Source organism: Streptomyces sp. NPDC018964 (assembly GCF_044390325.1).
Classification (GTDB): domain Bacteria; phylum Actinomycetota; class Actinomycetes; order Streptomycetales; family Streptomycetaceae; genus Streptomyces.
Genome location: NZ_JBIRYZ010000004.1, coordinates 315,227 through 336,723, shown reverse-complemented (window position 1 = coordinate 336,723; position 21,497 = coordinate 315,227). Strand labels below are relative to the sequence as shown.

Genomic DNA, 21,497 nt, shown 5'->3' with positions numbered 1-21,497 from the left:
GGCTGACCGCGGGAGTGGCGGGGCGGTAGCGGTAGTGGCAGGCGCGTACGGCGGGAAGGGGACGGGGCGGGGGTGGCCGCCCGCAGTGGCCGGCGCGTCCGCACCCCGCACCCCTCCGAGAAACGTGATCCGCGCCGGTCCGAGGACGGACACCCCCGACACGGCCACGACCCACCCACCGACCATGGGCGCTACACCCGCCCCCACTGAACCGAAAGCGGCGCCGCAGGCACAAGACCCGCACCCCCACCGGACCGAACGCCACACCACAGGCGCAAGCCCCGCACCCCCCACCGGCCCGAACACCACGCCGCAGGCACACCCCCCGCACCCCATGAAATCCTGACCGATGACCAACGAGAGAGGCCGACCGACCGTGCAAGACGACGCCCTCATCGCACAGGCCCAGGCGTGGCTCGCCGAGGACCCCGACCCGGACACCCGCGAGGAACTCGCCCGCCTCATCGACACCGGCGACCACACCGAGATCGCCGCCCGTTTCAGCGGTACCCTCCAGTTCGGCACCGCCGGCCTCAGGGGCGAACTCGGCGCCGGCCCGATGCGCATGAACCGCTCCGTCGTCATCCGCGCGGCCGCCGGCCTCGCCGCGTACCTGAAGAAGCACGGCCACACCGACGGCCTCGTCGTCATCGGCTACGACGCCCGCCACAAGTCCCGCGACTTCGCCGAGGACACCGCCGCCGTCATGACCGGCGCAGGCCTCAGGGCAGCCGTCCTGAACCGCCCCCTCCCCACCCCCGTCCTCGCCTTCGCCATCCGGCACCTCGGCGCCGTCGCCGGAGTGGAGGTCACCGCCAGCCACAACCCGCCCCGCGACAACGGCTACAAGGTGTACCTCGGCGACGGCTCCCAGATCGTCCCCCCGGCCGACACGGAGATCGCCGCCGAGATCGAGGCCGTGGCGTCCCTCACCACGGTCCCCCGCCCCACCGAAGGCTGGGAGACCCTCGACGACACCGTCCTGGACGCCTACCTGGCCCGCACGGACGCGGTCCTGTCCAAGGACTCCCCCCGCACCGCCCGCACCGTCTACACGGCGATGCACGGCGTCGGCAAGGACGTCCTCCTCGCCGCCTTCGCACGGGCCGGCTTCCCGGAGCCCGTCCTCGTCGCCGAGCAGGCCGACCCCGACCCGGAGTTCCCGACCGTCGCGTTCCCCAACCCGGAGGAGCCCGGCGCGATGGACCTGGCCTTCGCGAAGGCCCGCGCCACCGACCCCGACCTGGTCATCGCCAACGACCCCGACGCCGACCGCTGCGCCGCGGCCGTCAAGGACGGCGCGGACTGGCGCATGCTGCGCGGCGACGAGGTCGGCGCGCTGCTCGCCGCCCACCTGGTGCGCCGCGGAGCGACCGGCACGTTCGCGGAGTCGATCGTCTCGTCGAGCCTCCTCGGCCGCATCGCCGGGAAGGCCGGCCTCCGCCACACCGAGACCCTCACCGGCTTCAAGTGGATCGCCCGCGCCGAGGGCCTGCGCTACGGCTACGAGGAGGCCCTCGGCTACTGCGTCGACCCCGACGGCGTGCGCGACAAGGACGGCATCACCGCGGCGCTCCTGATCACGGAGCTGGCGTCCACCCTCAAGGAGGAGGGCCGCACCCTCCTCGACCTGCTCGACGACCTCGCCGTCGAGCACGGCCTGCACGTCACCGACCAGCTCTCGGTCCGCGTCGAGGACCTCTCCGTCATCGCCGGCGCGATGCGCCGCCTGCGCGAGCGGCCCCCGACCCGCCTCGCCGGCCTGCCGATCACCAGCGCCGAGGATCTCACCCGCGGCACGGAGACGCTCCCGCCCACCGACGGCCTGCGCTACACCCTCGACGGCGCCCGCGTCATCGTCCGCCCCAGCGGCACGGAGCCGAAGCTGAAGTGCTACCTGGAGGTGGTCGTCCCGGTCTGCACGCACGCCGACCTCCCGGCGGCACGGGCCCGCGCGGCCGACCTGCTGGCGGCGCTGAAGCGCGACTTCGCCACCGCGGCCGGTATCTGAGAGCCGCACGGCAGACCGGCACGAGCGCACACCCCGGCGCATGCTCCGGCGTCCATCGAGGCGTACGCCGGAGCATGCGCCGGTTCACGGGGAGTTGGACCGTCGCACGCACCCCGGCCACCCCACCCCACCCCGCACCCTGAAAACGCTCAGTGAACCTTTCTCATCCTGAACAGCCCAGGTCAGCAGGACATGGACGGCTTGGACGGTGCGGCTGACGCAGCAGGTGGAGGAGCATGAGCAGCGCCTGGTCGAAGCAGCCGAGCTTCCGCCGGCGGGTACCGCGCGCGGCAATGCTCGTACAGCAGCCAGACAACATGCTCGACCAGCTCATGCGGGACGTCACAGACAGACCTCGCCCGCCGGCGCTGATCCACCCGCGCGAACGGATCGAACATCTCCGCCGCGAAGTCCTCCAGATCACCCCGGACGGCGGCCGACTCCCTCACCCGGCACACCCGGTCAGACGGACCCGCCACCGGCTGATGAACCTGACCAAGCACTACCAGGACGGGGCCCCGGAGGCACATTCCCCGAGGACGGGACGGGAAGGACCGGCGGGGGCGAACCCACTCCGCCCGGCACCACCCCCACCCTCACCCGACGGCGAACAGGACCGCCAGCAGTACCGCCCCCGCGACGGCGGGCGCCGCGATCTCGTAGGCCCACCGCACGGTCACCTCGCCCTGCGCGGCCTCGGCACCCTGCCGCCGCTCGTGCAGCTCACGCATCTCGTCCATCGCCAGGTCGCTCTCGTGCCGCCGCGGCCCCCCGGCCGGGCCCTCCGCACCCCGGCCGCCCCGACCGCCCCGACCGCCCCCGCGGGCGGCCTGCGCCGCGGCCCGCGCCTCCTGCCGGTGCGCCTTGCTGCGGGCCCGCAGCGACACCGGAAGGGCCCACAGCTGGTACTTCGCGCCGGACTCGGTGAAGACCTCGTTGGTGAAACCGGACCGCAGCGAGGCGACCCGCCCCCAGGGCAGCACGATCACGCGGAACGGGTTGCGGACGCGCAGCCGGTCGTCGTTCACGTACACGGCGGGGCGCAGCGTGTAGGCGACGACCAGCGGTACGAGGAAGAGCATCGCGGCGAGGGCCAGCCACGGGGTGCGGCCCTCTCCGGCGAACACCGCGTCGACCCCGAGCCATCCGATGACGGCGAGCAGCAGCACACCGCCGACGAGGGCCGCGGGTGAGCGGTAGATGCGGTCCTGGTACCGGGGCTCCGCGGACCCGGTCGGCTTCGTGGGCTCCGGGTCGGGCGACTGGTGCTCGGGGGAGGTCATGCTCCCGATTCTGCACGACGCCTCGGAGGACGCCGTACGCGGTGGAAGCCGTACGCGATCCCGCACGGGGCTGTACAGCCGCTACGCGCGTAGATATGCTCGTCTGGTGACCATGCCCACCACTGCACCACACGCTCTCAGCGACGTCACCGCGTCCGACGGCACGCTGCGCCGCTTCCTCCACGGGCTGCCCGGCGTCGACGCGGTCGGCCTGGAGGCGCGCGCCGCCTCCCTCGGTACCCGTTCGATCAAGACGACCGCGAAGGCGTACGCCATCGACCTCGCCATCTCGATGGTCGACCTGACGACGCTGGAAGGCGCGGACACCCCGGGCAAGGTCCGGGCGCTCGGCGCGAAGGCGGTCCGCCCCGACCCGACCGACCGCACCACGCCCGCCACGGCCGCGGTCTGCGTCTACCCCGACATGGTGGCCACGGCGAAGGAGGCCGTCGCCGGCTCCGGCGTCAAGGTCGCCTCCGTCGCCACCGCCTTCCCGGCCGGCCGCGCCCCGATCGCCGTGAAGCTGGCGGACGTCCGCGAGGCCGTCGCCGCCGGTGCGGACGAGATCGACATGGTCATCGACCGCGGGGCGTTCCTCGCGGGGAACTACGGGAAGGTGTACGACGAGATCACCGCCGTGAAGGAGGCCTGCGGGACGAGCGCCCGCCTCAAGGTCATCTTCGAGACCGGTGAGCTGTCGACGTACGACAACATCCGCCGCGCCAGCTGGCTCGGCATGCTGGCCGGGGCGGACTTCATCAAGACCTCGACCGGCAAGGTCGCCGTCAACGCGACCCCCGCGAACACCCTCCTCATGCTGGAGGCGGTCCGCGACTTCCGCGCTCAGACCGGCGTCCAGGTCGGCGTGAAGCCGGCCGGCGGCATCCGCACGTCGAAGGACGCCGTCAAGTTCCTGGTCCTGGTCAACGAGACCGCGGGCGAGGACTGGCTGGACAACCACTGGTTCCGCTTCGGCGCCTCCTCGCTGCTGAACGATCTGCTGATGCAGCGCCAGAAGCTGGCCACCGGCCGCTACTCCGGTCCCGACTACGTGACGGTGGACTGATCACCATGGCATCCGCATTCGAGTACGCACCGGCGCCCGAGTCCCGCTCGGTCGTCGACATCGCCCCGTCGTACGGCCTGTTCATCGACGGCGAGTTCACCGAGGCCGCCGACGGCAAGGTCTTCAAGACCGTCTCCCCCTCCACCGAGGAGGTCCTCTCCGAGGTCGCCGAGGCCGGTGAGGCGGACGTCGACCGCGCCGTGAAGGCCGCCCGCAAGGCCTTCGAGAAGTGGTCGGCGCTCCCGGGCTCCGAGCGCGCGAAGTACCTCTTCCGCATCGCCCGCGTCATCCAGGAACGCAGCCGCGAGCTCGCCGTCCTCGAGACCCTCGACAACGGCAAGCCGATCAGGGAGACCCGCGACGCGGACCTCCCCCTGGTGGCCGCGCACTTCTTCTACTACGCGGGCTGGGCCGACAAGCTCGACCACGCCGGCTACGGCGCGAACCCGCGGCCGCTGGGCGTCGCGGGCCAGGTCATCCCCTGGAACTTCCCGCTGCTGATGCTGGCGTGGAAGATCGCCCCGGCGCTGGCGACCGGCAACACGGTGGTCCTGAAGCCCGCCGAGACGACCCCCCTCTCCGCGCTCTTCTTCGCGGACATCTGCCGTCAGGCCGGGCTCCCCAAGGGCGTCGTCAACATCGTCACCGGCGACGGCCGCACCGGCGCCGCGCTGATCGCCCACCCCGACGTGAACAAGGTCGCCTTCACGGGCTCCACGGCCGTCGGCAAGGAGATCGCGCGCACGGTCGCGGGCACCCGCAAGAAGCTCACCCTCGAACTGGGCGGCAAGGGCGCCAACATCGTCTTCGACGACGCCCCCATCGACCAGGCCGTCGAGGGCATCGTCAATGGCATCTTCTTCAACCAGGGCCAGGTCTGCTGCGCGGGCTCCCGCCTGCTGGTCCAGGAGTCGATCCACGACGAGCTCCTCGACTCCCTCAAGCGCCGCTTGTCCACGCTCCGCCTCGGCGACCCGCTGGACAAGAACACCGACATCGGCGCGATCAACTCCGCCGAGCAGCTCGCCCGGATCACCGCGCTGGCCGACCAGGGCGAGGCGGAGGGCGCCGAGCGCTGGTCCCCGGTCTGCGAACTGCCGTCGTCCGGCTACTGGTTCGCCCCGACGCTCTTCACGAACGTCACCCAGGCGCACACGGTCGCCCGCGACGAGATCTTCGGCCCGGTGCTGTCGGTCCTCACCTTCCGCACGCCGGACGAGGCGGTCGCCAAGGCCAACAACACCCCGTACGGCCTGTCGGCGGGCATCTGGACGGAGAAGGGTTCGCGCATCCTGGCGGTCGCGAACAAGCTCCGCGCGGGCGTCGTCTGGTCCAACACGTTCAACAAGTTCGACCCGACCTCGCCGTTCGGCGGCTACAAGGAGTCGGGCTTCGGTCGCGAGGGCGGCCGCCACGGCCTGGAGGCGTACCTCGATGTCTGACGCACGACTTTCCGTACTGAAGACCTACAAGCTGTACGTCGGCGGGAAGTTCCCGCGTTCCGAGAGCGGCCGGGTGTACGAGGTGACCGACTCGAAGGGCAAGTGGCTGGCGAACGCCCCGCTCTCCTCCCGCAAGGACGCCCGTGACGCGGTGGTCGCCGCGCGCAAGGCGTTCGGCGGCTGGTCCGGCGCGACGGCGTACAACCGCGGCCAGATCCTGTACCGGATCGCGGAGATGCTGGAGGGCCGCCGCGACCAGTACGTCGCGGAGGTCGCCGACGCCGAGGGCCTGTCGAAGTCGAAGGCGGCGGCGCAGGTCGACGCGGCGATCGACCGCTGGGTCTGGTACGCGGGCTGGACCGACAAGATCGCCCAGGTGGTCGGCGGCGGCAACCCGGTCGCGGGCCCGTACTTCAACCTCTCCTCCCCCGAGCCGACGGGCGTGGTCGCCGTGCTGGCCCCCCAGGAGTCGTCCTTCCTGGGCCTGGTCTCGGTGGTGGCCCCGGTGATCGCGACGGGCAACACGGCGGTCGTGATCGCCTCGGAGAAGTCCCCCCTCCCCGCCCTCTCCCTCGGCGAGGTCCTGGCCACCTCCGACCTCCCCGGCGGAGTCGTCAACATCCTCTCCGGCCGTACGGCGGAGATCGCCACCCCGCTCGCCTCTCACCAGGACGTCAACGCGATCGACCTCGCGGGCGCCGACGAGGCGCTGGCGAAGGAGCTGGAGATCGCGGCGGCGGACAACCTCAAGCGCGTCCTTCGTCCACAGCCTGTGGACGACTGGTCGGCAACGCCCGGCACGGACCGCCTGACGGCGTTCCTGGAGACCAAGACGGTCTGGCACCCGACGGGTTCCCTGGGCGCGTCGGGCTCCGCCTACTGACCGAGTGACCCCGGCGGCTCCCGACACCGCCGGGAACTCCCCGGACAACGGCCAGACCTCCGCCCCGGCACCACGATGGGAGCGTTCCTCCAGACGCGATATCGCTCACGCGGCATTTCGCTTGGAGAAACGCTCCCACCACCGAACGGTGACGGCACGCACCGACACCATCCGGTCCACTGACCGGGGCCGCTCCGGGCGCGTGTCCAGGGCGACGACTTCCCCGGTACGGTCCCCGTTCGCGACGGCAAGAACCCGGCCGGTCCTGTGATGGTGCTGGACGGGGTGGCCTGGCGGTTCTTCGTCGACGGCGTCAAGGGCGGTTCCCTGTAGGGCGGTGACGCGGAACGCGCCCCGCCCGGGTCGGTGCTCAGTCCCTCAACAGGTCCGTCGCCCGGCCGACCCCCGGAATGCTGTCCACCGAGCGTGCCTGGGCGACCGGTCCCGTCACCTCCCGCGAGTTCACCGGCGCGAAGTCGGCGACCTGGGTGCCGGCGCCGTTGTCGAGGGGGTCGACGCCCGTACCGGCCAGGGGGTTGGGCTTGAGGTCCGCGAGCGCGCCGACGGAGCCGCGTGCGTCGTCGAGGAGCGTTCCGGAGTCCGCGGCCGACGCTGCCGACGCGCCCGCCCCGAGCGTCGCCGCGGCCGTCGCGAGGACGGTCAGGGCGCGTCGGGCGGTCGGCGCCTTGGGTGCCTTGTGTCGGGCCATCGCTCTGCCACCTGCCGCCTTCAATGGGTGATCGGACCGACGCGAAGAGTAGTCGAGGTGTGACGCGCGCTTCAAAGCCGTACCGCGGGGCGTACGTCGTGCGGGCGATGCCTCAAACTGGTGTCCCGTGAGCTCCTCCCAGTCGTCCATGTCCGCTCGAGTCGTGCTGCTCTGTGGCCCCTCCGGCTCCGGCAAGTCCCTCATCGCGGCCCGTTCCGGTCTGCCCGTGCTGCGCCTCGACGATTTCTACAAGGAGGGCGACGACCCGACCCTCCCCCTCGTGGCGGGCAGCACGGACATCGACTGGGACCACCCCGGCTCCTGGGACGCGGACACCGCCGTCGCCGCGATCGAGCGGCTGTGCCGCACGCGCCGTACGCCGGTTCCCGTCTACGACATCTCGCTGAGCGCCCGCACCGGCGAGACGGCCGTCGACATCGGCGGGACCCCGCTGTTCATCGCCGAGGGCATCTTCGCCGCGGAGATCGTCGAGCGCTGCCGTGAACTCGGCCTGCTGGCCGACGCGCTGTGCCTGAACCGCGGTCCGGTGCGGACGTTCCGGCGGCGGTTCCTGCGGGACCTGAAGGAGGGCCGCAAGTCGGTGCCGTTCCTGCTGCGGCGCGGCTGGCGGCTGATGCGGCTGGAGCGGTCGATCGTGGCCCGCCAGACGGCGCTGGGCGCGTACGCCTGCGACCGGGACGAGGCGCTGGGCCGCCTCGCGAGGGCGGCGGTCGCCGGGCGCACGGCGCCGACGGGTACGAGCACGCCGGCCTAGCGGCCCCGGCGCACATACGAAAGGCGGGACTGGGCGGGCCCCCCGGCCCTCCAGTCCCGCTGTTTCGCACTCCCCCGTGTTCTCCCCGGGATCCCTCTTGTTCCCCCGTGATCTTCCCCCCGGATCCGCGGAGGTCCCCCGTGACCCCCTCGTGCTTCCCCCCTCCGGTCCCCCCGTTCGTCACGGCGGCGTCCCCCGACGCCCCCGCGCTCCCCCCACGTGCCACGGCGACGTCCCCCGACATCCCCGCGACTCCCCCGTTCGTCACGGCGACGCCCCCCGGCACCCCCGCGACTCCCCCGTACCCTCAGGCGACAAGCTCCCCGAAGGCGTTCTCCTCGTCACGGCCGAAGCTGAGGACCTCGTCCTCGCGCAACCGGCGGAGCGACCGCCAGATGCTGGACTTCACCGTGCCGACACTGATGCCGAGGATGTCCGCGATCTCCGGGTCCGTGCGGCCCTCGTAGTAGCGCAGGACCAGCATGGTGCGCTGGAGCTCGGGCAGCCGGGCCAGCGCCTGCCACAGCACGGCGCGCAGCTCGGTGCCGCGCATCGCGTCCGTGTCACCGGCCGTCTCCGGCAGTTCCTCGGTCGGGTACTCGTTCAGCTTGCGGCGGCGCCACGCGCTGATGTGCAGGTTGGTCATGGTGCGGCGGAGGTATCCGCCGACCGCCGCCTTGTCGCTGATCCGGTCCCACGCCCGATAGGTCGAGAACAGCGCGCTCTGCAGCAGGTCCTCGGCCTCGAAGCGGTCGCCGGTCAGGTGGTAGGCGGTGGCGTACAGGGAGGCGCGGCGCTCCTGGACGTAGGCGGTGAACTCCGCCTCCGACAGCGAGCGCTGCTCCCCCGAGCCCTCCCCGTACGCGTTCCCCCCGTCCGTGTCCCCCGTAGGCGCGTCAACCACCGTCATGATCGTGGTGTGCTGACGCCCGGTGCCGCGGGCGCACCCCCGCATGCCCGCCGCACCGGACTTCTCACAACCCCGGTGCACGTCGTGCAGTCGCGTGATCACTGCGCTGGTGCTGGTGCCGTGCAGCGTGTTCATCTCGCGCCCCCCGTCGTGGACTTCCGGTGTTCTGCCGTGCTGTTGTGCTTGTGCCGAAAAGCTTGCCCGGGGACCTTCATGGCCGTGTCAGCCGACTGTCACAGGCGTGTCACAGAGGTCGGTCACGCCGGGTCCACGGGTTCCCCACAGGTGTCCGTGCACGTAGCGGCACGTATGCGGGCCCAATGGGCATCTGTCGCCCACGGGTCGAACAGGGGGCCCTCCATGGGCCAGAATGAGCCCGTGCCTTCCCTGTTGCTGATCGAGGACGACGACGCCATCCGCACGGCCCTGGAGCTCTCACTGACGCGCCAGGGCCACCGGGTGGCGACCGCTGCCAGCGGTGAGGACGGTCTGAAGCTGCTGCGTGAGCAGCGGCCGGATCTGATCGTGCTGGACGTGATGCTGCCCGGCATCGACGGGTTCGAGGTGTGCCGGCGCATCCGGCGCACGGACCAGTTGCCGATCATCCTGCTGACCGCGCGCAACGACGACATCGACGTGGTGGTCGGGCTGGAGTCCGGCGCCGACGACTACGTCGTCAAACCGGTGCAGGGACGGGTGCTGGACGCCCGGATCCGGGCGGTGCTGCGGCGCGGGGAGCGGGAGTCCAGCGACTCGGCGGCCTTCGGCAGCCTGGTCATCGACCGTTCGGCGATGACGGTGACGAAGAACGGCGAGGACCTCCAGCTGACGCCGACCGAGCTGCGGCTGCTGCTCGAGCTGAGCCGGCGGCCGGGTCAGGCGCTGTCCCGGCAGCAGTTGCTGCGGCTGGTGTGGGAGCACGACTACCTGGGCGACTCGCGCCTGGTGGACGCGTGTGTCCAGCGGCTGCGCGCCAAGGTCGAGGACGTGCCGTCGTCCCCGACCCTGATCCGTACCGTGCGCGGTGTCGGCTACCGACTGGACCCGCCTCAGTGACACAGGAGCACGACGGGGAGACCCGCGGCTGGTCCGCGGCGCGCAAGGGAGTCTGGTCACGGCTGCGCTTCACCAGCCTGCGGCTGCGGCTGGTCGTGGTGTTCGGGCTGGTCGCGCTCACCGCGGCGGTGTCCGCGTCCGGCATCGCGTACTGGCTGAACCGCGAGTCGGTGCTGACCCGTACCCAGGACGCGGTGCTGCGCGACTTCGAGCAGGAGATGCGCAACCGGGCGGGCGCGCTGCCCGAGCGTCCGACACAGGACGAACTGCAGCGCACCGCCGGACAGATGGCGACCAGCAGTCAGCGCTTCACCGTGCTGCTGGTCGCCGAGAACCCCGACGGGCACACCGTGTACGGCAGTTCGGGCGGGCTGAACGGCTTCTCGCTGCGGGACGTGCCGGTCTCGCTGCGCGAGGCGGTGACCGAGCGGCAGAAGATCACATCGAACAACGCGTACCCGCACCACCTGTACTGGCAGCGGATCGTCGACGGCGACACCCCGTACCTGGTGGCGGGGACGCGGGTGATCGGCGGCGGGCCGACCGGCTACATGCTGAAGTCGCTGGAGCCGGAGGCCAAGGACCTCAACTCGCTGGCCTGGTCGCTGGGGATCGCCACCGGGCTGGCGCTGATAGGCGCCGCGCTGCTCGCGCACGCGGCGGCCACGACGGTGCTGAAGCCGGTGCAGCGGCTCGGCGTGGCCGCCCGGCGGCTCGGCGAGGGGAAGCTGGACACCCGGCTCAGGGTGTCGGGCACCGATGAACTGGCCGACCTGTCGCGGACGTTCAACAAGGCGGCCGAGGCGCTGGAGAAGCGTGTGGCGGACATGGCGGGGCGCGACGAGGCGTCCCGGCGGTTCGTGGCGGACATGAGCCACGAGCTGCGTACGCCGCTGACCGCGATCACGGCGGTGACCGAGGTCCTGGAGGAGGAGCTGGAGTCCGAGGGCGGCGGCATCGACCCGATGATCGAGCCCGCGGTGCGGCTGGTGGTGAGCGAGACCCGGCGGCTGAACGACCTGGTGGAGAACCTGATGGAGGTGACCCGCTTCGACGCGGGCACCGCCCGGCTGGTCCTCGACGACGTGGACATCGCCGACCAGATCACCGCCTGCATCGACGCGCGCGCCTGGCTGGACGCGGTCGACCTGGACGCCGAGCGCGGCATCCACGCCCGGATCGACCCGCGCCGGCTGGACGTGATCCTGGCGAACCTGATCGGGAACGCGCTCAAGCACGGCGGGTCGCCGGTGCGGGTCTCGGTGCGGGAGGACGGCGCGGAGGGCGCCGAGGACGGGGGCGTGGTGGTCATCGAGGTGCGGGACCACGGTCCCGGCATCCCGGAGGAGGTCCTGCCGCACGTCTTCGACCGCTTCTACAAGGCGAGCGCCTCACGGCCGCGTTCCGAGGGCAGCGGCCTGGGCCTGTCCATCGCGCTGGAGAACGCCCACATCCACGGTGGCGAGATCACCGCGGCCAACTCCCCCGAGGGCGGTGCCGTGTTCACCCTGCGGCTGCCGCGGGACGTGTCCGCGCGGAGCGCTTCGGAGAAGGACGGCGAGACCGGGGACGAGGGCGCTGAGGGGGCCTGATGAACGTACGACGGACTGCCGTGCGCCGTGTGCCGGTACTGCTGGCCGCGGGAGCGCTCGGGGCGCTGCTCGCCGGGTGCGGGATACGGGCCACGGAGGTGCCGACCGACTTCGGTCCCGCGCCGTCGCGGGTGAGCTGCTCCCCTGCCGGGCAGGAGGCGCCGTCGCAGGCGGAGCGGGGACTGCCGGTGCGGGTGTTCCTGCTGTGCGGGTCGTCGCTGGTGGCCGTGGACCGGACGGTGCGGGTGCCGGACGGGGCGGCGGACGCGCGGCGCGTGCTGGTGGCACAGGGGCTGCTGGACGAGTTGTCGCGGGAGCCGTCGGCCGCCGAGCAGCAGGCCGGGTACGGCACGCGGGTACGGAGCGGGACGACCGTGAGCGGTCCGCGGTCCGGCGATCCGGAGGACACGCTGCGGCTGAGCACCGCGCCCGGGAACCTCACCCCCGCCGGGCTCGCGCAGGTCGTGTGCACCTTCTCCGACTCGGCGGCGGCCGAGGGCGACGGCTCGGTGATCCTGGGCGGCCCCGACGACGCCCGGCCGCTGCGCTACGCGTGCACGGACGAGGTCCGGTCCCGTCCGTACGACGAGGAACCGCCGTCCTCGGAGGGCACCGACGGGTGAGCCCGCGTTGTGGCGCACGCCTCATGCGGTGAACGGGTGACGTCCCGGAACCGATCGTGCCGGAGGCCGCGTCTAGGGGGGCGTGCAGCGTCAAGGCCTCATCGGCAGCTCCGCCGCGACCCGTATCCGTGTGACAGGGGGTCTCCTCCTGGCCGCGTATCTCGCGTTCGTCGCCTGGTACACGCTGCGTCCCCTGGACGTCCCCTGGGTGATGCCCGCCAATCTGCGGCCGCTGGACGGCATCCGGGGCGACTTCGCGCTGGGCTGGGCGACGGGGGTGCGCCGGGTCTGCGAGGGGCTGGCGCTGCTCGCGCCGCTGGGGGTGCTGCTGCCGATGGCCGGGGGCCGGCTGGTCGTCTCACGGCTGGGTTCGCTGATCCGCACCGCGGCGGCGACCGCGCTGGTGTCGCTGGCCGTCGAGATGTTGCAGACGGCGGTGCCGGGCCAGGTCGTGGACGTCGACTCGCTGCTGCTCAACACGGCGGGCGCGGCGCTCGCGCATGTGGCGGTGGTGCCGGCGGGCCGTGCCCGGCTGCACCGCCGGGCGGTACGGCGGTCCGTCACGGCCCTCCTCGCGGAGGAGCCGTCTCAGGGGAGGACCCCGACGATTACCAGGGTCGGGATCGCCCCGTGGAGTGACGCTTTGCCCCCTTCGTCTCCGTAGCGTGGAGTGTACGGAGGCAGCCGTCCGGGCGGCCTCGTACCGCTCACGAAGGAGTCGCGATGAGCCGCCTCGCCCGCCCCACCAACGACCGCAAGATCGGCGGAGTGTGCGCCGCGCTGGCCCGGCGCTTCGGCACCTCGGCGACCACGATGCGGGTGATCTTCGTGCTGTCGTGTCTGCTTCCGGGGCCGCAGTTCCTGCTGTACCTGGCGCTGTGGATCCTGTTGCCGTCGGAGGGCAAGGCCCGCGCGGCCTGGTGACTCCGCGGCGCCGTCTCCCGCGCGTACGCACGCCGATGGGGCGCGACCCGGTTCCGGGCGCGCCCCATCGGTGCGTTTCCGCCTGGCGGGTCAGGCGCCGACCGGCATCCCGTTGAGGGAGAGGCCCTGGGTGGGCAGCTCCTGCAGCGGCAGGCCGCCGAGGAGACCGGTGGTCGGGGCCTCCTGCGGGCTCGCCTGCTGGGCGACCGGCTGCACGGTCTCCAGGCCGCTGTCGGCCAGCTCCTGCCCTGTCGCCAGCACCTTCTCCGAGTCGGGCAGCGTGGCGGTCACCTTCTCCGCCGGTACGGCCTGACCGACGGTGTCCAGCACCGGAGCGGCGTCCGGGACGGCCGGGGCCGCGGTGGCGGCGCCGGCACCGGCGGCGGCGAAGGCGGCACCCAGCACGGCGACACCGAGGGTCTTGGCAGCAGACTGCTTCATGTAAACGCGTCCTCGAAATGGAATACGGGGGGTGAGCGGTGCTGAGACCGTAAGCACGGGGCCCCTCCCGCCGCAAACATCGAAATACGGACGACTTGTGAACGCCGACGGTGTCCGCGTTTTCCGCAGGCGTCGACCTCAGTTCTCCTTTACCGGAGAACCGCTGGTGGAAGCCGTCTGGTGGAACAATTATTCGGGTTTCTGATCGGCGCGTCCGGGCTTTCCGACGTCATCGTTCGCGGCCGGCCGTTCATCGAAAGGGATGAAGGCGTACTTCACGGAATTGACGGAGAATCGTCGGAGGTCGTCGCGCGCGCGAGCGAATGCGTCGGCCGGGTGCTCGAATTCCCGGCTCACGGTGGTGCGGGGCATCGGGCGGCCGGCGGTGCTCGCCGTGAACCGGAAGCGCGGCCGGTGCGACAGGTCGAGGGACGTCCGGCGGATCCGCTCCGGCGTCGGGTGCGGAAGCGACGGCACGGCTCGTCGCTTCCACGCCCCAACCCCCTGTGCGCGTAGAGCGCTTGGCGGGCGAACGCGTCGATACGCAACGGTGACCGCACGGTCGGGTGGAGTACACCCGCACTTCTGAGAATGTTCTGTCATGGCACAGGAAGCGACGCCGGTTCGCACGGCCCGGCTGGGGAGGGCGCTCGGCCCGGAGCCGACAGCGGTGGGCGGAGTGGTGCTGCTGCTCCCCGGCGGCGAGGAGGTGTCCGGCCGCAGACCGTCCGCCGTGCTGGCGGCCGCCTCCGTACGCGCCTTGGGGCGCCGCCTCACCCGCGCGGGCCGGGACCGGGGGCTCGCCGCCCATGTCGTCCACTACCGCTACCGGGGCTGGAACGGCAGCGAGGCACATCTCGCGCGCGACGCCGCATGGGCCGCCGACGAGGCCGTACGGCGCTACGGGGACGTCCCCGTCTGCCTCGCCGGGATCGGCATGGGCGGCAGGGCCGCGCTCCGCGCGGGGGGCCACGAGGCCGTCAACTCCGTTCTGGCACTGGCCCCCTGGCTGCCGGACGAGGACGTGGCGGCACCGCCCGAACCGGTGAAACAGCTCGCCGGGCGGCAGGTGCTGATCGTGCACGGCACGAACGACACGCGCAGCGATCCCGAGCTGTCGTTCCGGCTGGCGGCGCGGGCGAAGAAGGCGAACCGGGAGGTGTGCCGGTTCGAAGTCCACTCGGACGGGCACGCCTTGAACCAGTACCGGGACGAAGTGCTCGCGCTGGCCGAGGACTTCGTGATGGGGGTGCTGTTCGGGCGGGCGTTCTCGCGGCCCGTGCGGGACGCCTTGGCGGCGCCTCCGCCGCTGGGGTTGCGGATGCCGTTGGCTGTCGGGTTCGGGAAGTCTCTGCGGCGGTAGCGCGGGTGGGGTTTCCGCCTGTCGGCGGGTGCGGGTCCGTTGTGGCTCGCCGCGCCCGCGCGGCGGAGCCGCGGACCGGTACAGCCCCGCGCCCCTGGGTGCGCCGCCCCCGCGTCGGCGGCCGGTCGCCCCCTTCTCACGTGGGCAGCAAGGTGCCCCTCTTGCCGAGCAGGAACTTCTTGAAGGCCGCCACCGGGGGTGTGTCCGGACGGCCCGCCAGCCAGGCCACGCCGATCTCCCTGGCCGCCCTGGGGGCCGTGACCGTCAGTTCCACCACCCCGGGGCGGGGGAAGGCCGGCGGGGGGAGGAGGGCCACGCCCAGGCCCGCCGCCACCAGGCCGCGCAGGGTCTCGGCCTCCTCGCCCTCGAAGGCGATGCGGGGTCCGAAACCGGCCTGCGCGCAGAGGTCGTCGGTGATGCGGCGCAGGCCGTAGCCGGGTTCCAGGGTCACGAAGGTCTCGTCGGCGGCCTCGGCCAGGCGGATGCGGCGGCGGCCGGCGAGGCGGTGGTCGACGGGGACGACCAGGCGCAGCTTCTGTTCGTCGAGGCGGCGGGCGACGAGGTCGGGGGCGTCGGGCACCGGGGAGGTCAGGCACAGGTCGAGTTCGCCCGCGCGGAGGCGTTCCAGCATGGCCTCGCCGTAGTTCTGGACCAGGCTGAAGCGGATGCGCGGGTGGTCGGCGCGGAAGGCGTGCAGCAGGCCGGGTACGGTCTCGGCGCCCATGGTGTGCAGGAAGCCGAAGGCGACCTTGCCGGTGGCGGGGTCGGCGTCGGCGCGCACCTCGTCGGCGGCGCGCCGGATCTCGGCGAGGGCGCGTTCGACGGAGGTGAGGAAGGTGCGGCCGGCCGGGGTGAGGGAGACGGTGCGGCCGTGGCGGGCGAACAGTTCGACCCCCAGGTCCTGTTCCAGGCGGACCATCGCGCGGGAGAGGGTGGACTGCGGGACCTGCATCTCCTGCGCGGCGCGGGTGACGTGCTCGGTGCGGGCGACGCCGGCGAAGTGGGCGAGGCGGGGGGCGAGCAGCCTCGCCATGTCGTCCGTGTCTCGTGTGTCACTGCTCCGTGACAGCCGGCTCCGTGACCTCTGCTCATGCGCCATGGGAACGATTATGACGATTCCGTGCATTGGACGGATGAGCGGGGGCGTACGTAGCTTCGAGGCATGACTCCCGCCAGTACCGGGGCGTCCACCAGTGTGGGCGCCGTCGCATCCGTTCCCTCCGTCCAGCCGCCCGTCTCCGAGTCCCGGATGTCCCCGGGCGGGCCCGGTTACCGCCGGATGAGTCTCGCCCTGTTCCTCGCGGGCGTCGCGACCTTCGCGCTGCTGTACTCCACCCAGGCCCTGCTGCCGCTGATCTCCGGCGACTTCGCGGTGAGCGCGGGTGACGCGAGCTGGACGGTGGCGGCGGCCACCGGCGGCCTGGCCCTGTTCGTGCTGCCGATGAGCGCGCTGTCGGAGCGCTACGGACGGCGTACGGTCATGACGGCCTCGCTGGCCGTCGCGGTGACCGTCGGACTGCTGGTGCCGTTCGCGCCGTCGCTGGGCGCGCTGGTGGCGCTGCGCGCGCTGCAGGGGGCGGCGCTGGCCGGGCTGCCGGCGTCGGCGACCGCGTACCTCGCGGAGGAGGTCACGCCGAAGGCGCTGGTGACCGCGATCGGGCTGTTCGTGGCCGGCAACAGCGTCGGCGGGATGAGCGGCCGGGTGATCACCGGCTGGGTGGCGCAGGAGTGGGGCTGGCGGGTCGCCGTCGGGGTGATCGGCGTGGTCGCGGTGGCGTGCGCGGTGGCGTTCCGGCTGCTGCTGCCGGCGCCGAGGCACTTCCGGGCGGGCTCGCTGCGGCCGGGTGTGCTGGTGCGGACCGTCCGCGGCCATCTCGCCGACCCGCTGCTGCGGCGGCTGTACGCGATCGGCGCGCTGTTCATGACGGTGTTCGGCGGTGTCTACACGGTCATCGGCTACCGGCTGACCGAGGCGCCGTTCTCGCTGCCGCAGGGCATCGTGGGCTCGATCTTCCTGGTGTACCTGGTCGGCACGGTCTCGGCGTCGGCGGCGGGGCGGCTGGTGGGCCGGCTGGGCCGCCGGGGCGCGCTGTACGCGGGCGGCGGGACGACCGCGGCGGGGCTGCTGCTGTCGCTGGCGGGCTCGTTGCCGGTGGTGCTGCTGGGGCTGGTGCTGATCACGGCGGGGTTCTTCGCGGGGCACGCGGTGGCGTCGTCGGCGGTCGGGAAGACGGCGACGGTGGGGCGGGCGCAGGCGTCGGCCCTGTACCAGTCCGCGTACTACGTCGGGTCCAGCGCGGGCAGCACGGTGGGGGCGCTCGCGTTCCACTCGGGGGGCTGGGGCGGGACGGTGGCGGTCGGGCTGGTGGCGGTGGCCGGGGTCGTGGCGATCACCCTGGCCGGGACGCGGGCGGCGGCGCGGGCTGCCGTGGTCCGGCCGGCCTGATTTCCTCGCCCCCGCCGCCCCTTCCCGTCCCGTCCCGGGGGCGCCGCCCCCGGACCCCCGCTCCTCAAACGCCGGAGGGGCTGGGTCTCAGCTGGGGAGCGGGTCGAGGGAACTTCTGCGTCAACAGCTCTGACCTGCACCTTCGTTCGCGTGGCGGGCCGTTGTCAGTGGGCTGGGGTAGCTTCCGGAGTGGTGGGTGCGATGGTGCGCCACGAGAGGCCACATGGGGTGAGTGGACGATGACGAACGGCACCGCGACGACGACCGACCTGGACGCCAGGCTGGAGGCGCACCGGGTCGAACTGACCGGGTACTGCTACCGGATGCTGGGCTCCTCCTTCGAGGCGGAGGACGCGGTACAGGACACGATGATCCGCGCCTGGCGCAGCTTCGACAGGTTCGAGGGCCGTTCCAGCCTGCGCTCGTGGCTCTACCGCATCGCGACCAACGTCTGCCTGGACATGCTGGCGGCGGGCAACAAGCGGGCGAGGCCGATGGATCTGACCGAGTCCACCCCGCTGGCGCAGGCGGCGCTCTCCCCCCGCCCGGACAGCACGTGGCTGGAGCCGATGCCCGACTCCCGGGTGCTGCCCACGCCGGCCGACCCGGCGGAGGCGGCGGTCGCCAAGGAGTCGGTGCGGCTCGCCTTCATGGCCGCGCTCCAGCAGCTGCCGGCCAGGCAGCGGGCGGTGCTGATCCTGCGGGAGGTGCTGGCCTGGAAGGCGAGCGAGGTCGCCGAGCTGCTGGGCACGTCGGTCGCGTCGGTGAACAGCGCGCTCCAGCGGGCCCGGGCCACACTGGCGGAGCAGCGGCAACCGGGCGCCGACGCGTCGGTGTCCGACCCGCTGGACGAGGAGCAGCAGAAGCTGCTCGAGCGCTATGTGGCGGCGTTCGAGGGGTACGACATGTCGGCGCTGACCGCGCTGCTGCACGAGGACGCCCTCATGACGATGCCGCCGTTCGACCTCTGGCTGACCGGCGTCGACGACATCACGGGCTTCATGACGACGCTGGGCGCCCCGTGCGCGGGTTCGCGGCTGGTGCCGGTGGAGGTCAACGGACTGCCGGGGTTCGCGCAGTACAAGCCCGACCCGGAGACCGGCGGTTTCATGCCCTGGGCGGTCCAGGTGCTGGAGATATCAGGCGGCCGGATCACCGGGTTCCACTGTTTCCTCGACACCCAACGGTGGTTCCCGCTGTTCGGGCTGCCCCTCCGTCTCGAAGCGGAGGCCGACCAAATCGAGCAGAGCGCATAGCGCCGGGGAAGGGTCGCGCAGCCGTATCCGGCCGCCGGACCGGCGGGCGGTGAGCTGGAGCCGTGCGAGCAGGTTCACGGCGGCGAGACCGGCCGGCCCCAGCCCGGCGACATCGCACACGACCACCCTGCCCGAGCCACCACCGCCGCCACCGCCGCCTCCCCCGTCCAGCAGCGCCCGCAGCTCGTCGCAGGGCCCGCTCACCTCGTCCCGGGTGAGGGGGCCGCTGAGTACGAGTACGGGCGGTGTCATGGCGTCCACGACCGGTAGACCGGGCGGCGGCGCGTAACTCATCGCGGGGGTCGGCGCCGCAAGGATCACATTGACCTGGACACGCCCTTCCCCGGAGGGTTGGGTGTATGCGCCATAGATCATCCCCGCCCGCGGTGTCCGGTGCCCTTCGCCTGCGCGAGGAGCTGCCGTGCAGGGGGTGCTGAGCGGGTTCCTGGTGATCGCCGTCGTCATCGGCGTCGGCTATGTCATCGGCCGCCGGGGGTACCTCGGCGCACAGGGCCGCGAGGTCCTGACGAAGCTGGCGTTCCACGTGGCGTCGCCCGCGCTGCTGTTCACCACGCTCGCCCGGGCCGACCTGTCGGTGGTCTTCTCCAGCCGGCTGCTGGTCACCGCGCTGAGCACGGCGGCGGTGGCGGGCGTCTTCGTCGCGGTGGGTGTCGTACGGGGCTGGGGCGTGGGCCGCACCACCATCGGCGCCCTGTGCTCCAGTTACGTCAACTCCGGCAACCTGGGCATCCCGATCGCCGTGTACGTGCTGGGTGACGCCTCGCTGGTGGCGCCGGTGCTGCTGTTCCAGCTGGTCGGGGTCACGCCGGTCGCGCTGACGATCCTCGACCTGTCGACGGCGGGCGAGAAGCAGCCGCTGTGGCGGCGGATCCTGACCCCGTTGCGCAATCCGATCGCGGTGGGGTCGCTGGCGGGAGTGGCGGTGTCGGCGGCCGGGGTCGGGATACCGGGGCCGGTGTGGGACCCGGTGACCCTGATCGGCAACATGGCGGTCCCCGCCGTGCTGCTCGCCTTCGGCATCTCGCTGCGCGGCAGCACGCTGCCCCTGCGGGGCGGTGACCGGGGCGCCGTCCTGCTCGCCGTGGGCCTGAAGGCGGTGGGCCAGCCGCTGGCCGCCTGGGCGCTGGCGGTGGGCGTCTTCGGGCTGCGCGGCGCGCACCTGCTGGACGTGGTGGTGACCTCGGCCCTCCCGGCCGCCCAGAACCTCTTCACCTACGCGAGCAGCTACCGGGTGGGCGAGAAGCTGGCCCGGGAGGCGATCCTGGTGTCGACGGTGCTGTCGGTGCCGGTGCTGGTGGTGGTGGCGGCGCTGCTGGGGTGACGTGGAACGGGACCGGTGGGGGTCCACCGGTCCCGTTCACCCGGATGGGGAAACTCCAGGTCAGGCGATACGTTCCAGTACGACCGGCGTGGCCGTGAAGGCCGTGCCGGGGGTCTCGATGTCGTAGGAGCCCTCGATGGACCGGAGGGCGTAGTCGAAGCGGTCCGGGGTGTCCGTGTGGAGGGTGAGGAGGGGCTGGCCCTCGGTCACGGTGTCGCCGGGCCTGGCGTGGAGTTCGACGCCCGCGCCCGCCTGCACCGGGTCCTCCTTGCGGGCGCGGCCCGCGCCGAGGCGCCAGGCGGCGACGCCGATGTCGTAGGCGTCGAGGCGGGTCAGGACGCCGGAGGACGGGGCCTTGACGACGTGCTGTTCCCGGGCGACCGGGAGGGCCGCGTCCGGGTCGCCGCCCTGCGCGCTGATCATGCGGCGCCAGACGTCCATGGCGGAGCCGTCGGCGAGGGCCTTCGCCGGGTCGGCGTCCTTCAGGCCGGCCGCGTCCAGCATCTCGCGGGCCAGGGCGAGGGTCAGCTCGACGACGTCCGCGGGGCCGCCGCCCGCCAGGACCTCGACCGACTCGCGGACCTCGAGGGCGTTGCCGGCGGTCAGGCCGAGCGGGGTGGACATGTCGGTGAGGAGGGCGACGGTCTTCACGCCGGAGTCGGTGCCCAGGCCGACCATGGTGCGGGCCAGTTCGCGGGCGTCGTCGATCGTCTTCATGAAGGCACCGGTGCCGACCTTCACGTCCAGGACGAGGGAGCCGGTGCCCTCCGCGATCTTCTTCGACATGATCGAGGAGGCGATCAGCGGGATCGCCTCGACCGTGCCCGTGACGTCCCGGAGGGCGTACAGCTTCTTGTCCGCCGGGGCCAGTCCGTCGCCCGCCGCGCAGATCACGGCGCCGGTGCCGTCCAGCACCGACAGCATCTCCTCGTTGGAGAGCAGCGCGCGCCAGCCGGGGATGGACTCCAGCTTGTCGAGGGTGCCGCCGGTGTGGCCGAGGCCGCGGCCGGAGAGCTGGGGGACGGCCGCGCCGCAGGCCGCGACGAGGGGGGCCAGCGGGAGGGTGATCTTGTCGCCGACGCCGCCGGTGGAGTGCTTGTCGGCGGTGGGGCGGGACAGCGAGGAGAAGTCCATGCGCTCGCCGGAGGCGATCATCGCGGCCGTCCAGCGGGCGATCTCGCTCCGGTTCATGCCGTTGAGGAGGATCGCCATGGCGAGGGCCGACATCTGCTCGTCGGCCACCTCCCCGCGGGTGTACGCGTCGATCACCCAGTCGATCTGCTCGTCGCTGAGTTCGCCGCGGTCCCGCTTGGTGCGGATGACGGAGATGGCGTCCATGGCCATGGCTGGCGTTCCTTCCGGAGGTGCGAAGGGT

General features: G+C 72.5%; 22 protein-coding genes and 1 pseudogene. 15 read left to right on the top strand and 8 right to left on the bottom strand.

Going from position 1 to position 21,497, the window contains the following annotated elements; all coding sequences use genetic code 11:
• The first annotated feature begins 349 nt into the window (after positions 1-349).
• On the top strand, positions 350-2,011 hold the full coding sequence (locus tag ACH5AO_RS09300; RefSeq protein WP_398923405.1) for a phospho-sugar mutase: 1,662 nt from the start codon (positions 350-352) through the stop codon (positions 2,009-2,011).
• Between the two features lie 596 nt (positions 2,012-2,607).
• Here the strand turns inward: ACH5AO_RS09300 and ACH5AO_RS09295 are convergent.
• A complete protein-coding gene (locus tag ACH5AO_RS09295; protein WP_398923403.1) occupies positions 2,608-3,294 on the bottom strand; it encodes a PH domain-containing protein in 687 nt (228 codons plus the stop codon).
• Between the two features lie 112 nt (positions 3,295-3,406).
• Between ACH5AO_RS09295 and deoC the strand changes: the two genes are divergently transcribed.
• The 4 genes and pseudogenes from deoC to ACH5AO_RS09275 form a co-directional block, all read left to right on the top strand.
• Positions 3,407-4,360, top strand: coding sequence for a deoxyribose-phosphate aldolase (gene deoC, locus ACH5AO_RS09290; protein ID WP_398923401.1), 954 nt, complete (start codon positions 3,407-3,409; stop codon positions 4,358-4,360).
• A 5-nt stretch (positions 4,361-4,365) separates the two neighbouring features.
• Positions 4,366-5,802 (top strand): aldehyde dehydrogenase family protein, encoded by a 1,437-nt coding sequence (locus ACH5AO_RS09285; RefSeq protein ID WP_398923400.1) that lies wholly within the window; start codon positions 4,366-4,368, stop codon positions 5,800-5,802.
• Positions 5,795-6,685 (top strand): aldehyde dehydrogenase family protein, encoded by an 891-nt coding sequence (locus ACH5AO_RS09280; protein WP_398923398.1) that lies wholly within the window; start codon positions 5,795-5,797, stop codon positions 6,683-6,685. The genes ACH5AO_RS09285 and ACH5AO_RS09280 overlap by 8 nt, the downstream gene beginning before the upstream one ends.
• 228 nt (positions 6,686-6,913) lie before the next feature.
• Positions 6,914-7,018 (top strand): annotated as a pseudogene (locus ACH5AO_RS09275) (DUF397 domain-containing protein); the annotation flags it as partial.
• 37 nt (positions 7,019-7,055) lie between these two features.
• Here ACH5AO_RS09275 and ACH5AO_RS09270 read toward each other — a convergent pair.
• Positions 7,056-7,394, bottom strand: coding sequence for a hypothetical protein (locus ACH5AO_RS09270; RefSeq protein WP_398923396.1), 339 nt, complete (start codon positions 7,392-7,394; stop codon positions 7,056-7,058).
• A 148-nt stretch (positions 7,395-7,542) separates the two neighbouring features.
• Here ACH5AO_RS09270 and ACH5AO_RS09265 point away from each other — a divergent pair, with 148 nt between their 5' ends.
• Complete coding sequence (locus tag ACH5AO_RS09265; RefSeq protein WP_398923394.1) at positions 7,543-8,169, top strand: uridine kinase; 627 nt, start codon at positions 7,543-7,545, stop codon at positions 8,167-8,169.
• A 307-nt stretch (positions 8,170-8,476) separates the two neighbouring features.
• Here ACH5AO_RS09265 and ACH5AO_RS09260 read toward each other — a convergent pair whose 3' ends face one another.
• Positions 8,477-9,214 (bottom strand): SigE family RNA polymerase sigma factor, encoded by a 738-nt coding sequence (locus ACH5AO_RS09260; protein ID WP_398923392.1) that lies wholly within the window; start codon positions 9,212-9,214, stop codon positions 8,477-8,479.
• Between the two features lie 243 nt (positions 9,215-9,457).
• On the opposite strand from ACH5AO_RS09260, the gene afsQ1 reads away from it, so the two are divergent.
• From afsQ1 to ACH5AO_RS09235, 5 genes are all read left to right on the top strand, one after another.
• Positions 9,458-10,135 carry a two-component system response regulator AfsQ1 gene (afsQ1, locus tag ACH5AO_RS09255; RefSeq protein WP_389086546.1) on the top strand — a complete coding sequence of 226 codons (678 nt, stop codon included), beginning with the start codon at positions 9,458-9,460 and terminating at the stop codon, positions 10,133-10,135.
• Complete coding sequence (locus ACH5AO_RS09250) at positions 10,132-11,727, top strand: ATP-binding protein (RefSeq protein WP_398923390.1); 1,596 nt, start codon at positions 10,132-10,134, stop codon at positions 11,725-11,727. The genes afsQ1 and ACH5AO_RS09250 overlap by 4 nt, the downstream gene beginning before the upstream one ends.
• A complete protein-coding gene (locus ACH5AO_RS09245) occupies positions 11,727-12,350 on the top strand; it encodes a hypothetical protein (RefSeq protein WP_398923388.1) in 624 nt (207 codons plus the stop codon). The genes ACH5AO_RS09250 and ACH5AO_RS09245 overlap by 1 nt, the downstream gene beginning before the upstream one ends.
• Before the next feature lie 82 nt (positions 12,351-12,432).
• Complete coding sequence (locus ACH5AO_RS09240; protein ID WP_398923386.1) at positions 12,433-13,014, top strand: VanZ family protein; 582 nt, start codon at positions 12,433-12,435, stop codon at positions 13,012-13,014.
• 59 nt (positions 13,015-13,073) lie between these two features.
• Positions 13,074-13,274, top strand: a complete 201-nt coding sequence (locus tag ACH5AO_RS09235; protein WP_398923384.1) for a PspC domain-containing protein — start codon at positions 13,074-13,076, stop codon at positions 13,272-13,274.
• Positions 13,275-13,364: 90 nt separating this feature from the next.
• Here the strand turns inward: ACH5AO_RS09235 and ACH5AO_RS09230 are convergent, their stop codons facing one another.
• Together ACH5AO_RS09230 and ACH5AO_RS09225 are read right to left on the bottom strand one after the other, a co-directional pair.
• Entirely contained in the window at positions 13,365-13,715 is a 351-nt protein-coding gene (locus ACH5AO_RS09230) for an ATP-binding protein (RefSeq protein ID WP_398923382.1), read from the bottom strand.
• Between the two features lie 189 nt (positions 13,716-13,904).
• Positions 13,905-14,192, bottom strand: a complete 288-nt coding sequence (locus ACH5AO_RS09225) for a hypothetical protein (RefSeq protein ID WP_398923380.1) — start codon at positions 14,190-14,192, stop codon at positions 13,905-13,907.
• A 124-nt stretch (positions 14,193-14,316) separates the two neighbouring features.
• Between ACH5AO_RS09225 and ACH5AO_RS09220 the strand changes: the two genes are divergently transcribed.
• Positions 14,317-15,078 (top strand): alpha/beta hydrolase, encoded by a 762-nt coding sequence (locus ACH5AO_RS09220; protein WP_398923378.1) that lies wholly within the window; start codon positions 14,317-14,319, stop codon positions 15,076-15,078.
• Positions 15,079-15,214: 136 nt separating this feature from the next.
• Here the strand turns inward: ACH5AO_RS09220 and ACH5AO_RS09215 are convergent, their stop codons facing one another.
• Positions 15,215-16,177 carry a LysR substrate-binding domain-containing protein gene (locus ACH5AO_RS09215; RefSeq protein WP_398923376.1) on the bottom strand — a complete coding sequence of 321 codons (963 nt, stop codon included), beginning with the start codon at positions 16,175-16,177 and terminating at the stop codon, positions 15,215-15,217.
• 63 nt (positions 16,178-16,240) lie between these two features.
• On the opposite strand from ACH5AO_RS09215, the gene ACH5AO_RS09210 reads away from it, so the two are divergent.
• Positions 16,241-17,524 (top strand): MFS transporter, encoded by a 1,284-nt coding sequence (locus ACH5AO_RS09210; RefSeq protein WP_398923374.1) that lies wholly within the window; start codon positions 16,241-16,243, stop codon positions 17,522-17,524.
• Between the two features lie 239 nt (positions 17,525-17,763).
• Complete coding sequence (locus tag ACH5AO_RS09205; protein ID WP_398923372.1) at positions 17,764-18,780, top strand: sigma-70 family RNA polymerase sigma factor; 1,017 nt, start codon at positions 17,764-17,766, stop codon at positions 18,778-18,780.
• On the opposite strand, the gene ACH5AO_RS09200 is transcribed toward ACH5AO_RS09205, so the two are convergent.
• On the bottom strand, positions 18,664-19,074 hold the full coding sequence (locus tag ACH5AO_RS09200; protein WP_398923370.1) for an STAS domain-containing protein: 411 nt from the start codon (positions 19,072-19,074) through the stop codon (positions 18,664-18,666). The two genes, ACH5AO_RS09205 and ACH5AO_RS09200, sit on opposite strands and share 117 nt — an antisense overlap.
• A 127-nt stretch (positions 19,075-19,201) precedes the next feature.
• On the opposite strand from ACH5AO_RS09200, the gene ACH5AO_RS09195 reads away from it, so the two are divergent.
• The gene (locus ACH5AO_RS09195; RefSeq protein ID WP_398923368.1) at positions 19,202-20,122 is read left to right on the top strand and encodes an AEC family transporter; all 921 of its coding nucleotides are present in this window, start codon (positions 19,202-19,204) and stop codon (positions 20,120-20,122) included.
• Between the two features lie 60 nt (positions 20,123-20,182).
• Here ACH5AO_RS09195 and ACH5AO_RS09190 read toward each other — a convergent pair whose 3' ends face one another.
• Positions 20,183-21,460, bottom strand: a complete 1,278-nt coding sequence (locus ACH5AO_RS09190; RefSeq protein ID WP_398923643.1) for a thymidine phosphorylase — start codon at positions 21,458-21,460, stop codon at positions 20,183-20,185.
• Positions 21,461-21,497 lie beyond the last annotated feature (37 nt).